General features: G+C 64.7%; 13 protein-coding genes and 1 riboswitch. Of the genes, 5 read left to right on the forward strand and 8 right to left on the reverse strand.

Annotation, left to right across the window (positions count from 1 at the left end):
* Positions 1-2 precede the first annotated feature (2 nt).
* Entirely contained in the window at positions 3-746 is a 744-nt protein-coding gene (locus DEM26_RS11520) for a cytochrome c biogenesis CcdA family protein (protein WP_088718859.1), read from the reverse strand.
* Positions 747-840: 94 nt separating this feature from the next.
* On the opposite strand from DEM26_RS11520, the gene DEM26_RS11525 reads away from it, so the two are divergent.
* Positions 841-1,068, forward strand: a complete 228-nt coding sequence (locus DEM26_RS11525; protein WP_075774546.1) for a sulfurtransferase TusA family protein — start codon at positions 841-843, stop codon at positions 1,066-1,068.
* A 122-nt stretch (positions 1,069-1,190) separates the two neighbouring features.
* A riboswitch (FMN riboswitch) is annotated at positions 1,191-1,337 on the forward strand.
* Positions 1,338-1,417: 80 nt separating this feature from the next.
* On the forward strand, positions 1,418-1,852 hold the full coding sequence (locus tag DEM26_RS11530; RefSeq protein WP_109172444.1) for a 6,7-dimethyl-8-ribityllumazine synthase: 435 nt from the start codon (positions 1,418-1,420) through the stop codon (positions 1,850-1,852).
* 72 nt (positions 1,853-1,924) lie between these two features.
* Here the strand turns inward: DEM26_RS11530 and DEM26_RS11535 are convergent, their stop codons facing one another.
* From DEM26_RS11535 to purC, 6 genes are all read right to left on the reverse strand, one after another.
* Positions 1,925-4,843, reverse strand: coding sequence for an Rne/Rng family ribonuclease (locus DEM26_RS11535; RefSeq protein WP_109172516.1), 2,919 nt, complete (start codon positions 4,841-4,843; stop codon positions 1,925-1,927).
* A 598-nt stretch (positions 4,844-5,441) separates the two neighbouring features.
* Entirely contained in the window at positions 5,442-6,773 is a 1,332-nt protein-coding gene (locus DEM26_RS11540) for a sigma-54-dependent transcriptional regulator (RefSeq protein ID WP_075774544.1), read from the reverse strand.
* Positions 6,774-6,776: 3 nt separating this feature from the next.
* Positions 6,777-8,519 carry a sensor histidine kinase gene (locus tag DEM26_RS11545; protein ID WP_075774543.1) on the reverse strand — a complete coding sequence of 581 codons (1,743 nt, stop codon included), beginning with the start codon at positions 8,517-8,519 and terminating at the stop codon, positions 6,777-6,779.
* 117 nt (positions 8,520-8,636) lie between these two features.
* Positions 8,637-9,305 (reverse strand): phosphoribosylformylglycinamidine synthase subunit PurQ, encoded by a 669-nt coding sequence (gene purQ / locus DEM26_RS11550; RefSeq protein WP_075774542.1) that lies wholly within the window; start codon positions 9,303-9,305, stop codon positions 8,637-8,639.
* Positions 9,306-9,435: 130 nt separating this feature from the next.
* On the reverse strand, positions 9,436-9,675 hold the full coding sequence (gene purS, locus DEM26_RS11555; protein ID WP_075774541.1) for a phosphoribosylformylglycinamidine synthase subunit PurS: 240 nt from the start codon (positions 9,673-9,675) through the stop codon (positions 9,436-9,438).
* 14 nt (positions 9,676-9,689) lie between these two features.
* The gene (gene purC / locus DEM26_RS11560; RefSeq protein ID WP_075774540.1) at positions 9,690-10,451 is read right to left on the reverse strand and encodes a phosphoribosylaminoimidazolesuccinocarboxamide synthase; all 762 of its coding nucleotides are present in this window, start codon (positions 10,449-10,451) and stop codon (positions 9,690-9,692) included.
* A gap of 270 nt (positions 10,452-10,721) precedes the next feature.
* On the opposite strand from purC, the gene DEM26_RS11565 reads away from it, so the two are divergent.
* Together DEM26_RS11565 and bmt are read left to right on the forward strand one after the other, a co-directional pair.
* Positions 10,722-11,039 (forward strand): DUF1476 domain-containing protein, encoded by a 318-nt coding sequence (locus tag DEM26_RS11565; RefSeq protein WP_075774539.1) that lies wholly within the window; start codon positions 10,722-10,724, stop codon positions 11,037-11,039.
* 188 nt (positions 11,040-11,227) lie between these two features.
* Positions 11,228-12,250: a betaine--homocysteine S-methyltransferase gene (bmt, locus tag DEM26_RS11570; protein ID WP_075774538.1), complete on the forward strand. Its 1,023-nt coding sequence runs from the start codon at positions 11,228-11,230 to the stop codon at positions 12,248-12,250.
* Positions 12,251-12,371: 121 nt separating this feature from the next.
* Here bmt and DEM26_RS11575 read toward each other — a convergent pair whose 3' ends face one another.
* Positions 12,372-13,466 carry a PA0069 family radical SAM protein gene (locus DEM26_RS11575; protein ID WP_088718863.1) on the reverse strand — a complete coding sequence of 365 codons (1,095 nt, stop codon included), beginning with the start codon at positions 13,464-13,466 and terminating at the stop codon, positions 12,372-12,374.
* Positions 13,467-13,635: 169 nt separating this feature from the next.
* Here DEM26_RS11575 and DEM26_RS11580 point away from each other — a divergent pair, with 169 nt between their 5' ends.
* The gene (locus DEM26_RS11580; protein WP_088718864.1) at positions 13,636-14,337 is read left to right on the forward strand and encodes a corrinoid protein; all 702 of its coding nucleotides are present in this window, start codon (positions 13,636-13,638) and stop codon (positions 14,335-14,337) included.
* Positions 14,338-14,369 lie beyond the last annotated feature (32 nt).

Consider the following 14,369-nt stretch of genomic DNA (forward strand, 5'->3'; position numbering starts at 1 on the left):
CGTCAGCCCAGCACTGCAAGGCTCGGGAAGGTCTCCAGCAGCCAGAAACTGATCGCCGAGAACGCATTGGTCAGCAGCAGAATCCCGACGACGACCAGCAGCGCGCCCATCGTCTTCTCGATGATGCCCATATAGGCCTTGAGCCGGTTCATTACCCCGATCGCACGCTGGATGAACAGCGCGGCCAGCAGGAACGGAATGCCCAGACCCAGCGCATAGACCGCCAGCAGCGCGGTGCCGCGCGCCTGATCGCCGCCTTGCGCGGCCAGCGACAGGATCGCACCCAGCTGCGGGCCGATGCAGGGCGTCCAACCGAAGGCGAAGGCGAGCCCCAGCACATAGGCACCCAAACTTGAGCCGCCCCGGTCGCCCGCGTCCAGCCGCGCCTCGCGGTCGAGGATCGGGATGCGGAATACGCCGAGGAAATGCAGGCCGAGGATCACGATCACCCCGCCCGCGATCCGTCCGAACAGCACCTGATTGGTCAGGAAGAACCGCCCGAAGGTCGAGGCGGCGAACCCCATGAACAGGAACACCGTCGACAGGCCAAGAACGAAGAACAGCGCAGGCACCGCCGCCGAGCGTTTGCCCTCGCGCAGGTCGCCCATGCTGACCCCGCCCATATAGGCGAGATAGGGCGGCACGATCGGCAGCACGCACGGGCTGAGGAATGACAGCAGACCCGCAAAGAGCGCCACGAAAGCGGCGGGCAGGAAAGCGGCAGAGACGAGATCGATTCCAAACATGTTCTTCCTCTACCCCATTCCTCGCGCGCGGTCACCGGGTCGTGAGATAACAACAGCGTGGACAAATCAGCGCGGGCGCGCGAGAACCTCCGGCATGAAACCCGATGTCGAAATCGATGCAAAGGGGTTGTTGTGCCCCCTGCCCGTCTTGCGCCTGCGCAAAGCGTTGGAGGCGGCCGCGCCCGGCACGCTGGTCCAGCTGGTCGCGACCGACGGGGCGAGCTGGATCGACGTGCCCCATTTCTGCGCGCAATGCGGGCACGAGCTGGTCGAGGCAGAGGATTGGGAAGGCGTGAAGGTCTATCTCGTACGCAAGGGCTGATGGCCCTCGCGTTGCGCGCCTGCCCGGCGTCGGCCCGCCGCTGATGATCAGTCTCCCGATGCTGGTATGGCTGGCCGAGGAACTGAACCACTTGCCGAGGACACAAGCGCGTGCCAATCTCCGGCCATTCTCAGGGCGGGGCGAAATTCCCCACCGGCGGTATGCGGCGAAATCCGCGAGCCCGCGAGCGCCTCGCCGTCGCGCAAGGGTCAGCAGATCAGGTGCGAGGCCTGAGCCGACGGTTACAGTCCCGATGGAAGAGAATATGCAGCCGATCCCGCGCCTTCTCGCGCGGGCGCGGCCTGTATGTGATCGCCTTGGGTGACGTGTCGTTAGCAAGGAGATCACGATGACACACACCCGTTACGCTTTTATCAAGGCCAATTGGCACGCTGATATCATCGACCGCGCGCTAGAGGGGTTTCTCGAAGAGATCCCGGCGGCGCAGGTCGATGTCTTCGACGTGCCCGGCGCGTTCGAACTGCCGCTGAGGGCGCAGGAACTGGCCCGAACGGGCCGCTACGCGGCGATCGCGAGCGCGGCTCTGGTCGTCGATGACGGAATCTACCGGCATGATTTCGTGGCGCAGGCCGTAGTGAATGGCCTGATGCAGGTGGGGCTGGAGACGGGCGTGCCCGTGCTGTCGGTCTCGCTGACACCGCATCAGTTCCAGGAGACCGATCACCACCGGGCGATCTTTGGCAGCCATTTTGTCGAGAAGGGCCGCAAGGCGGCGCGGGCGGCGCTGCAACTGACCCGCCATGCACAGGAACTGGCCGCCTGAGCGCGGATAAGCAGATATGAAAACGAAAAAGGCCGGGCGCTCTGCCCGGCCTTTCTCAAATCTGAGGCTGCCTCAGCGGCTCCACCAGCCCCGTTTCTTGGGCTTGGGCGCCTCTTCGGTCATGGTTTCGCCCTCGGCTTCGGTCTCCGCGAAGGCCGGACCACCGGGCAGTTCGACCGGAGCATCAGGCTGCGGCGTTTCCGGAGGCTGCTCGAACGGGGTTTCGGGCTCGGGCGCGGGCGGCGTTTCCTGCGGCACGTCGGCAGGGGTTTCCTGCGGCGTAGGCTCGGGCGTCTCGACGGGCGCGTCGGGCTGCGGCGTCTCCTGCGGCTCGGTCGGCGCGTCGGGCTGCGGGGTTTCCGGCGGCTCAGGGCTCTCGGGCGTCTCCGCTACGGGCTCCTCGACCTTCTTGCGCGCACGGGAGCGGCGCTTGGGTTTGGGCGCCTCTTCCTCCGCCGCTGCGGCCTCGACCTTGGCGCCGGCGGCGCTGCCTTCGACGGCGGCTTGCGCATCCGCCTCGGGATCCACCTTCTTGCGCGACCGCGTGCGGCGCTTCGGCTTGGGTGCTTCTTCCTCGGCCTTGGCCTCGGTGCCCTCAACCGCAGCTTCCGCAGTCTCGGCGTCCGCTTTCGGTTCTTCGACCTTCTTGCGGGCGCGCGAGCGGCGCTTCGGCTTCGGCGCTTCTTCCTCCGGCTGAGCCTCGGTCTTGACGTCGGTCTGCGCCTCGGTCTTGGCCTCGTCCGCCGGAGCCTCTGCCGCTTGCGCGGGTTCGGCCTTGGCGGGCGCGTCCTGACCTCCGGTCGGTTCAGACTTCTGATCGTCCGACTTCTGGTCGCCCGACGACTGATCGCCGTTCTCCGAAGAGTCGTTATTCTCCCCGTTCTCGCCATTCGACTTCTTGCGACGGCGACGGCGGCGGCGCTTCTTCTTAGGCTGCTCCTCGGCCTCGGTCTCGACCTCCGGGGTCTGCGCCTCGGCTTCGGCCTCAGTCTCGTCCTCCGCCTCGTCGATTTCGGCCATCAGGCTTGCGGACGCGGACACCACGGGGCTGTCCACTTCCGCAACATTGCGGGTCGCGGTCTTGAACTTCTCGATGGTGAAATCGGGCGAGACTAGCTCGGGCGCGGCCTCGATGCGCACGGACATACCGTAGCGGGCCTCGATCACTGCCACATGTTCGCGCTTGGCGTTCATCAGGTAGTTGGCGACCGCGACGGGCGCACGCACCAGAACCTCGCGGGTCCGTTTGCGGGTGCCCTCTTCCTCGATCGCGCGCAGAACGCTCAGCGCGAGACTGTCGTCGGAGCGGATCAGGCCGGTGCCGTGGCAATGGGCGCAGGGCTGCGTCGTGGATTCGATCATGCCCGGACGCAGGCGCTGGCGGCTCATCTCGAGCAGGCCGAAGCCGGAGATGCGTCCGACCTGAATGCGCGCGCGGTCGGTCTTGAGGCGCTCTTTCATGCGCTTTTCGACGGCCGAGTTGTTCTTGCGCTCGTCCATGTCGATGAAGTCGATCACGATCAGCCCGGCGAGGTCGCGCAGGCGCAGCTGGCGGGCCACTTCGTCGGCGGCTTCAAGGTTGGTCTTGAGCGCGGTTTCCTCGATCGAGCCTTCCTTGGTGGCCCGGCCCGAGTTCACGTCGATCGCGACGAGCGCTTCGGTCACGCCGATCACGATATAGCCGCCCGACTTCAGCTGAACCGTCGGGTTGAACATCGAGGCGAGGTAGCTTTCCACCTGATGGCGCGCGAAGAGCGGCAGCGATTCCGAGTAGTGCTTCACGTTCTTTGCGTGGCTCGGCATGATCATCTTCATGAAGGCCTTGGCCGCGCGGTAGCCGCGCTCGCCCTCGACAAGAACCTCGTCGATATCCTTGTTGTAGAGATCACGGATCGAGCGCTTGATCAGATCGCCTTCTTCGTAGATCGGCGCCGGTGCGACGGATTTCATCGTCAGATCGCGGATCTGCTCCCACAGGCGCATCAGGTATTCGTAATCGCGCTTGATCTCGGTCTTGGTGCGCTGCGCGCCCGCCGTACGCACGATCAGGCCGGCACCTTTCGGCACGTCCAGCTCGCCCGCGATTTCCTTGAGCTTCTTGCGGTCGGCGGCGTTGGTGATCTTGCGCGAGATGCCACCACCGCGCGCGGTGTTGGGCATGAGCACGCAGTAGCGGCCTGCCAGCGAGAGATAGGTGGTCAGAGCGGCGCCCTTGTTGCCGCGCTCCTCCTTGACGACCTGCACCAGCATGATCTGGCGGACCTTGATCACTTCCTGGATCTTGTAGCGGCGCGGACGCGGCTTGCGGGCCGGACGGATCTCCTCCTCGACATCCTCGTCGGCGACGGATTCGATGCCGCTATCGGCCTCGGCCGCGTCGTCGTCATCCTCGTCCGAGTCGTCGCTGTCATCCTCGTCGGATTGCGCAGCTTCCACAGCCGCGGTTTTCTCAGCAGCTTCCGAAGCGGGCGCTTCCTCGGCCGGAGCTTCGGAGGTTTCCGTCTGCGCGTCCGCTTCCGCCTCTTCGCTGGCGGCATCGGCGTTCTCGTCTTCCGCCTCGGGATCGACGACGCCCATGCCCGGGATCTCGTCCGAGCTGACGACCGCGTCGTCCTGCTTGGCCTTCTCCGCCTTGTTCGACGACCGGCGCGAGCGGCGGCGGCGTGATTTCGGCTTTTCTTCTTCCTCGGCAGCGGCCTCGGCAAGCTGTCGCTCTTCTTCGAGGAGCGCTTCGCGGTCGGCGACAGGGATCTGGTAGTAATCGGGGTGGATTTCCGCGAAGGCGAGGAACCCGTGCCGGTTTCCGCCGTAGTCGACGAATGCCGCCTGCAGCGACGGTTCGACGCGCGTTACTTTCGCGAGATAGATATTGCCGGCGAGCTGCCGTTTGTTGATGGTCTCAAAGTCGAATTCCTCGACCTTGTTGCCGTCCACCACCACGACGCGGGTCTCTTCCGCGTGGGTGGCATCTATAAGCATCTTCTTTGCCATGTAATTCCAATAGGTCAGCCCTTTGCGACCGGCCCGGGGGCGCGGCGCTGTCTTGGGCTGAAACTGTCCTTGAGGCGAGGCTGCGGACATGCGCGCAGACGGCGGTGGCGTCGAGCCTGCCCGTCTTCATCTGCGAAATCCCGTCACGCATCATCGCGGTTCTTTCCAAGGCGCGGTCGGCCTTAGCCGCTTGGCGCCCAATTAACGGCCTCCATCCCGGCATATGCGGCAGAGGGAGACAAACTTGCGGCCTTTCGGCCAATCGGTTGAGCCGGGGCCCCTTGCGCATCATCTGCGCCGGATCGGCCAAGGCATCAGCGAATTTCGGAGGGTTCACACGTTTGGCGTGAAACCGACTGGTTTCGACCATAGCGGCACAGCCACCGGGAACACAATCGAATTTTCGTAACGGAAGGGTTAATCGCGCCCCGATTCCGGGCAAAGATCAACGATTGGGCAGGCCCGTCCCGGGGATTTTTCGCCCTGAGCCTGAAAATGCCGCGGCGCGGTGCCATCCGGGCCCGCGCCGCTCACGTCGTCTTGTTCGAAAGCTGCCTGCACGCGCCTGCATCGAGGGGAGCCTGCGCGGGCGCAGGCCTCACAGGTAATCGGCGCGCGCGAGGCCGTATTTCGCCATCTTCTCGTTCAGCGTCCGACGCGGCAGGCACAGTTCTTCCATCACCGCCGAGATCGACCCCTTGTGGCGCCGCATCGTGTTGTCGATCAGCATCTTCTCGAAGCTCTCGACATATTCCTTGAGCGGCTTGCCCTCGGTGGTGATCGCAGCCGGGCCCGCCTCTTCGTCGTCGGTCATCAAGAGCGACGCGATGGAACCCGACCCCCGGCGCGATTGCAGCACCGCGCGTTCGGCCACGTTGATCAGCTGGCGCACGTTGCCCGGCCACGGGGCCTGCAACAGTTGTGCCGCTTCCTGCGCCGTCACTTCGGGCACGTCGCAGCCGTATTCGTCCGCGAATTGCTCGGACATGCGGTTGAACAGCGTCAGGATATCCTCGCCGCGCGCACGCAGCGGCGGCAGGGTGATCTTCAGAGCGGCCAGACGATAATACAGATCGGGGCGCAGCGCGTCCTCGACCGTCTTTCCCTCGCCATGGGTGTTGCAGATCGCGACGATCCGGGTCTCCGCCGGCGCGCCCTGATCGTTGATGAATTGCAAAAGCCGCGCCTGCAGCGACTGGCTGAGCGCCTCGACATCCTCGAGACAGAGCGTGCCGCCGCGGGCCTCTTCCATCAGCGGCAAACCGCCCTCCTCGACCGGGCCGAACAGCTTGGCAGAGAGGGCTTCCTCGGTCAGCGCGGCGCAGCTGACCATGACGAATTTCTTTCCCGCGCGGGGACCCGTCGCGTGCAATGCATGGGCCACGAGCGTCTTGCCGGTGCCGGTCTCGCCATCGATCAGAACGTGGCCATCAGCCTGAGACAGATCGAGAATATCCTCGCGCAGGCGTTCCATCGGTTCGGAGGTGCCGATCAGCTTGCCCATAACCTTCTCGCCCTCGGCCAGGTCGCGGCGCAGCGCGCGATTATCCAGCGTGGTGCGCCGCGCCTGCGTCGCACGCTTGGCCAGTTCGGTCATCCGGTCGGGCGAGAACGGCTTTTCCATGAAGTCCATCGCGCCAAGGCGCATCGCCTCGACTGCCATCGGCACATCGCCGTGGCCGGTGATCATGATGACCGGCAGACCGCTATCGATGCCCATCAGCCGCTTGAGGAAGGCCATCCCGTCCATTCCGGGCATCCGGATATCGGTGATCACCACGCCCGGCCAGTCGGGGCCGATCACTTTCAGCGCATCTTCGGCGCTGGCATAGGTCTCGGCGTCGAAGCCCGACAGCGCCAGCCATTGGCTGACCGACTGCCGCATGTCTTCCTCGTCATCGACGATCGCTACCTTCATTAGTCTTGCCATGTCTTACTCCGCGGCCTTAATGGCCCTGTTCTTGTCCGCCAGAAGGGGCAGCTGCACTTCGAACACCGCGCCCCCGCTTTCGGAATTATGGGCGGTCAGACGCCCCCCGAAATCACTGATGATGGAGGACGAGATCGCGAGGCCCAGCCCCGTCCCCTCCCCCGGTTTCTTCGTGGTCCAGAACGGCTCGAACAGCTTGTCGAGATCCGAAATCCCGGGACCATTGTCACGCACGCTCAGAACGGCCGTCTCCCCCGAGGTAAGCAACAACTCCACCTGCGGTTCCTCAACGGACTTGGTAGCGTCGAGTGCATTGCGCAACAGGTTGATGATCACCTGCTCCAGCCGGATGCGGTCTGCCATAACCATAACAGGACTCCGCGGCATGGTGCGGGAAATGTGCAATTTGCGAATTTTCAGCTGCGGCTCCATCATCGAGAGCGCCTCCGACAGCGCCACCCGCAGGTCCACCGGCTCGAACGCCTCGCCGCCCTTGCGGGCATAGGATTTAAGCTGCCGCGTGATCGCGCCCATGCGACCGATCAGGTCGTCGATGCGCTGGAAGGAGGACAAAGCCTCCTCCACCCGGGCGCGCTGCAACAGCAGTTTCGCGCCAGCCAGATAGGTCTTCATCGCGGCCAGCGGCTGGTTCAACTCGTGGCTGACGGCAGCCGACATCTCGCCCAGAGCGGCGAGCTTCGAGCTTTGCGCGATCGTCTGCTCGGCCACTGCCAGATCCTGCTGCGCCTTCTCACGCTCGGCGATCTCGCGGCTCAGACGCGCGTTCAACTGGCGCAGCTCCGCCGATTCCGCCCGCAATTCCTGGCTTTGCCGCCGCGCCCGGCGTGATAGCGCGTAAAAGACCAGCGCCAGCAGGATCGCGAAGCCCATGATCTCGAGCGCGAGCACGGCGTTCACCCGTTCGCGCACGGAATCGTAGCTGGTAAAGGCGATCATCTTCCAGCCGCGGAACGGAATGCGCGCCTCGGTCCGCATCACCGCACGGCCCTTCAGATAGGCGTCGGGCGCATCATTCGCCCAGTCCGCGGTCGCCTGCAGCGCGCGTTCGATCGCAGAGGGCGCCGAGCGTGCGGCCAGCGCCTCCGACATCGTCACGCCGCGCCAGCGCGGCTCGGTCGTCAGGATGATCTTGCCCTCGCTGTCGACCACGGCCAGCGCATCGGAAATCCCCGCCCAGGCACGCTCGAATTTCGACAGGTCCGCTTCGACGACGATCACGCCGACGGGCTTGTTGTTCTGGATCACCGCCCGCGAGTAGTCGAACTCGGTGCCGCCTGCCTCGGGCTCGTTGACCGAGAAGATCGTCCCGCGCGAACGGGTCGCATCGACGAAGAAGGGCGCGTTCGGAAATGGCGTGCCGATCTGCGTGCGATTGGTCGAGGCCACAACGCGGCCCTGCATGTCCAAAAGTCGGATCGAGGCGACAGCGACCTCTTTCTTGGCCGTGATCAGCTGCGCGGAGGCAGTGGAATAATCAGTCGTATCAAGAGCTTGCGTCAGTTGCGGATCGCGCGCCAGCAACAGTGGCACCACGGAAGTCCGCTGCAATTCCGACATGATGTTGCCGGTGTAGAGCGCGAGGCGCAGCTCGGTGCGCACGCGCGTCGTCTCGGTGAAACGCTGGGTGAGCCACTGGTTGGTGATCCACATCACCGTCCCGGCCAGCGCGAGGATCAGCACCACCGCGATGCGCAGCAGCCAGCGGGCCCGCGGCGAGCGCGCCATAACGCCGAGCCCGCCCTCACCTTCGGGCGGCTCATCCGGTAAAATCGTCGAACGTGTCTGCACGTGCGTCATGCGCGAAGTCTAAGCCAAGGCCCAGAGCGCAACAAGCGCGCGAGATCAGGCGGTTGCCAGCATCCCGCTCAACGCGCGGAAAAGCGCCGCCCCGTCGGCGCCGCCCTGCGCAGCCTCGATCGCGCGTTCGGGGTGGGGCATCATGCCCAGCACCCGGCGGTTCTCGCTTAGCACGCCCGCGATATCGTCGACGGACCCGTTGGGGTTCTCGACATAGCGGAACGCCACGCGGTCCTCGCCCTCGATACGCGCGAGTCCCTCGGGGTCGATCTGATAGTTGCCGTCATGGTGTGCGACCGGGATCATGATCTCCTGCCCAAGCTCATAGCCCGAGGTATAGGCGCTGTCGGTCGTCGCCACGCGCAGCGCCAGCGGTTTCGATACGAATTTCAGCCCCGCATTGCGCATCAGCGCGCCCGGCAAAAGCCGCATCTCGGTCAGCACCTGGAAGCCGTTGCAGATCCCCATGACATAGCCGCCCTTGCCCGCGAAATCCGCCACGGCCTGCCCGATGGGCGAGCGCGAGGCGATGGCGCCGCAGCGCAGGTAGTCACCATAGGAGAACCCGCCCGGCACACCGATGATGTCGATGCCTTCGGGCAATGCGGTTTCCTTGTGCCAGACCTTGACGACATCCGCCCCGGCTGCCGCGAAGGCCATGCTCAGGTCACGGTCGCAATTCGATCCGGGGAAGGTGATGACGGCGGCTTTCATGGGCGCAAACTCCTGGCCTTGAGGGTCGAACCTGTCGAGTAAGGCCAGTACGGCCTTCGGCTTGGTACAAATATCGCGGGGGGGGAATTGGCCGGCAGGCCACGGGGGCAGCGCCCCCACCCTGCCCGGATCAGGCGATCTCGATGGTGTATTTCTCGATCACGGTGTTGGCGAGGAGCTTCTCGCACATTTCCTTCACCTCGGCCTCGGCGGAGGCGGCGTCGGTCGCGGTCAGGTCCAGCTCGATCACCTTCCCCTGGCGCACGCCTGCGACGCCGTCGAAGCCCATATGGCCCAATGCGTGGCGCACGGCCTCGCCCTGCGGGTCGAGCACCCCATCCTTCAGCATCACATGAACGCGGGCTTTCATCACGAGCGGTCCTTTCAGTTGATCAGCGTCGGTTTGATCGGCTGGGTATTCGTCGGTAGCACGCCAAGGCGCTTGGCGACTTCGGTGTAGGCATCGGTCAGGTTGCCCAGATCGCGGCGGAACACGTCCTTGTCGAGCTTCTGGCCCGTCTTGACGTCCCACAGGCGGCAGCTGTCGGGGCTGATCTCGTCGGCCACGATCAGACGCATGAAATCGCCGTCCCAGACCCGGCCAATCTCGATCTTGAAATCGACCAGCTTGATGCCGACGCCATAGAACACGCCGGTCAGGAAGTCGTTCACGCGCAGCGCCAGCGCCACGATGTCATCAAGATCCTGCTGGCTCGCCCAGCCAAATGCGATGATGTATTCCTCGGGCACGAGCGGATCGCCCAGCTCGTCGTTCTTGTAGCTGTATTCGACGATCGGACGCGGCAGCGGCGTGCCCTCTTCCAGCCCCAGACGCTTCGCGATCGAACCGGCGGCAAAGTTGCGCACGATCACCTCGAGCGGCACGATCTCCACCTGGCGGATCAGTTGCTCGCGCATGTTGAGACGTTTGATGAAGTGGTTCGGCACGCCGATATTGGTCAGGCCGGTCATGAAGTATTCGGACAGGCGGTTGTTGAGCACGCCCTTGCCCTCGATCACATCGCGCTTCTGCGCGTTGAAGGCGGTCGCGTCGTCCTTGAAATACTGGACCAGCGTTCCGGGCTCGGGGCCTTCATACAGAACCTTCGCCTTGCCTTCGTAGATCTTCTTGCGCCGGGGTGCCATCGCGTCTCCGTTCTCGCTTGGCGCGGACGTCGTGGGAGCCTGCGCCACATCCCGAACGGAATACCGCGCCGCCCCTGCGCGCCGTCCGCGAAAGGGTGTCGCCCGCCCTATAGGACAAGCCCGCGAGTCTCGCAAGGTAAAGCGCACAGCCGTTCACGCGGATGCACAGCCCCGTCAAACCGGCCAAATCGCGGCCCTTTCCTCTTGCGGCGCGCCCTGTGCATGTGCATATCGATGGTAACGGAGACTTTACCGGGAGGGACGAGGGCCATGACCACCTTCGACGATCGCGAAAACGCTTATGAGAACAAGTTCGCGCATGATGCCGAACTGCAGTTCAAGGCCGATGCGCGCTGCAACAAGATGCTGGGCCAATGGGCCGCGGGCCTTCTGGGCAAGACCGGCCCCGAGGCCGATGCCTATGTCCGCGAGGTCGTGACCTCCGATTTCGAGGAAGCGGGCCACGAAGACGTGTATCGCAAGCTCTCGGGCGATCTAGGCGACAAAGCCGATGAACAAACGATCCGCGCGAAGATGGCCGAATGCATGGCCGAGGCGCGCCGTCAGGTGGTCGACGAGGCCGAGTGAGCCCTCGCCCATGACACGGATTGAAAGGCCGGATGCCCTGCGCGTCCGGCCTTTTGCATATCGAGCCGAGATCGCAGCCCCTTCATCAAGAACATGAAGGAAACGAATTTGCCAAATCCCGCCTGTCATGGCAGGACAAAGCCAACCGCCGCGCCAGACGCGGCCCTTTTGCATTTGACGAGGCCCTTATGACCGCCCCGAAAACCGACGCGCTGAGCCGCCTTCTGGAAACCCGCGATTGGCTGATGACCGATGGCGCGACCGGCACCAACCTGTTCAACATGGGGCTGGCCTCGGGCGAAGCGCCGGAACTGTGGAATGCCGACGAGCCCGCGAAGATCGCGAAGCTCTATTCGCTCGCCGTCGATGCGGGCTCGGACCTGTTCCTGACAAACAGCTTCGGCGGCAATGCCTCGCGACTGAAACTGCACAACGCCCAGAACCGCGTACGCGAGTTGAACCGCCTCGCCGCCGAGATCGGCCGCGAGGTCGCCGACAAGCAGTCGCGCCCGGTGGTCGTTGCGGGCTCGATGGGCCCGACGGGTGAGATTTTCGCGCCGATGGGTACGCTGACCCACGAACTCGCGGTCGAGATGTTCCACGAACAGGCCGAGGGTCTGAAAGAGGGCGGCGCGGATATCCTCTGGGTCGAGACGATCTCGGCGCAGGAAGAATACAAGGCCGCCGCCGAGGCCTGCCATCTGGCGGGGATGCCGTGGTGCGGCACGATGAGCTTCGACACCGCAGGGCGCACGATGATGGGCCTGACCTCGCAGGCGATGGTCTCGATGGTCGACAAGCTGGCCCACCCGCCGCTGGCCTTCGGCGCGAATTGCGGGGTCGGCGCATCGGACCTTCTGCGCACCGTTCTTGGCTTTGCCGCCACCGGGACCGAGCGCCCGATCATCGCCAAGGGCAATGCGGGCATCCCGAAATACGTCGACGGTCATATCCATTACGACGGCACGCCCGAGCTGATGGCGGAATATGCAGTGATGGCGCGCGATTGCGGCGCGACGATCATCGGCGGCTGCTGCGGCACGATGGCCGAGCATCTGGTCGCGATGCGCGAGGCGCTGGAGACGCGTCCGCGCGGCGAACGCCCGACGCTGGATCAGATTTCCTCGGTTCTGGGTGGGTTCTCGTCGGAGGATGACGGCCTGAGCGGGGATGCGCCCAAGCGCGAACGTCGGGGACGTCGGCGCAGCTAAGCGCGGATTGAGGGGCGCTGCCCCTCGGCCTTGCGGCCTCACCCCGGGATATTTGAACCAATACGAAGGAAGGGCCGGGATTTTTCTCGGCGGAGGGAGCATGCACGCGTCTCAGACGAGATCAGAACAGTTCGAGCTGATCGCCCGGCCGGGGCGGCACGCGGAACTGCGTCACGTCGAGATCGGGCAGATGACGCGAGAAGCCCAGCCGCTTGCAGCTCAGCTTGAACCGCTGCTGCAACAATTCAGCCATCTCTCCCTCGCCCTTCATCCGCTCGCCGAAGCGCGGGTCGTTGAGCTTGCCGCCGCGCATGTCGCGGATCCGGCCCAGCACCTTCTCGACCTTGCCGGGGTGATGCCGCTCCATCCAGTCGGCGAAAAGCGGCGCCACCTCGTGCGGCAGGCGCACCGGCATCATCGAGGCGGCCTTGGCCCCTGCCCTGCGCGCCTCGGTCAGGATCGCTTCGAGCTCGTGATCGGTCAGTCCCGGGATCATCGGAGCGGCCATGACGCGCACCGGGATGCCCGCGCGCGACAGTTCGCGGATCATGCGGATCCGGGTCGGCGGGCTCGGGGCGCGGGGCTCCAGATCGCGGGCGAGTTTGGCGTCGAGCGTCGTGACCGACACGCCGACCTGCGCCAATCCCGCCTCGGCCATCGGCGCGAGGATGTCGAGATCGCGCAGGATGGTCGAGCCGCGGGTGACGATGGAGACCGGATGGCGATAGGCCTGCAGCACTTCCAGAACGGCGCGCATGATCTCCATCTTGCGCTCGAGCGGCTGATAGGGATCGGTATTCGTGCCGATGGCGAGCACGTTCGGACGATAGCTTTTCTTGCGCAACTCTTCTTCGAGCACCTGCGGCGCCTCGGGACGCGCAATCAGCCGGGTCTCGAAATCCAAGCCAGCCGAGAGACCGAGATAGCCGTGACTGGGGCGCGCGAAGCAGTAGATGCAGCCATGCTCGCAGCCGCGATAGGGGTTGAGCGAGCGCTCGAAGGGCACATCTGGCGACTGGTTGCGGGTGATGACGGAGCGCGGTCGCTCTACCGAGACTTCGGTACGGGTCAGGCGCTCCTCTTCGGGAATGTCCCAGCCGTCATGCTCGGGCGCGCGGGAGAAGGGCTCGAACCGGCCCACGGGGCGCGCCGCGGCGCCGCGCGCGCGCAGACGCTCGGACGGGTTCGCGGGGGGAAGGTCGAATGGCAGACTCATGCCTGGAATTTAGAACGAAATGAGAACATTTGCCAAGTAGAGTCCGGGCATCCGCCCGGCAACACCATGCGAGGTCGGACAAAACACCGCGCATGTCGCAATTCGCCAAGACTTGACGGGGCCACGGCCCCACCACAGGGTAACACCGGCTAGCAGGAGACTATTGGACATGGCCGAAGACGACGACGATATCATCCTCTCGGAACTCGACGATGACGAGCTTACCGCGCAGATGATGGATGACCTCTATGACGGTCTCAAGGAAGAGATCGAAGAGGCCACCCGCATCCTGCTCGACCGCGGCTGGACGCCGTATGACATTCTGACCAAGGCCCTCGTCGCGGGCATGACCATCGTGGGCAACGACTTCCGCGACGGTATCCTGTTCGTGCCGGAAGTTCTGCTTGCGGCGAACGCGATGAAGGGCGGCATGGCCATTCTCAAGCCGCTCCTGGTCGAGACCGGCGCGCCGCGCATGGGCAAGATGGTGATCGGCACGGTGAAGGGCGACATCCACGATATCGGCAAGAACCTCGTTGCGATGATGATGGAAGGCGCAGGCTTCGAGATCGTCGATCTGGGCATCAACAACCCGGTCGAGAACTATCTCGAGGCGATCGCCCGCGAAGAGGCCGATATCCTCGGCATGTCCGCGCTGCTGACCACCACGATGCCCTATATGAAGGTCGTGATCGACACGATGAAGGAACAGGGCATCCGCGACGATTACATCGTTCTGGTTGGCGGTGCGCCGCTCAACGAGGAATTCGGAAGGGCGATCGGTGCCGATGCCTATTGCCGCGACGCCGCCGTGGCGGTCGAGACGGCGAAGGATTTCATCGCTCGCAAGCACAACCAGATGAGCGCCTGATCGCCGATCGCGGCCGCATCACGCCTGACATA

Origin of the sequence: Thioclava sp. NG1, assembly GCF_003122275.1 — a bacterium.
Taxonomy (GTDB): Bacteria; Pseudomonadota; Alphaproteobacteria; order Rhodobacterales; family Rhodobacteraceae; genus Thioclava; species Thioclava nitratireducens.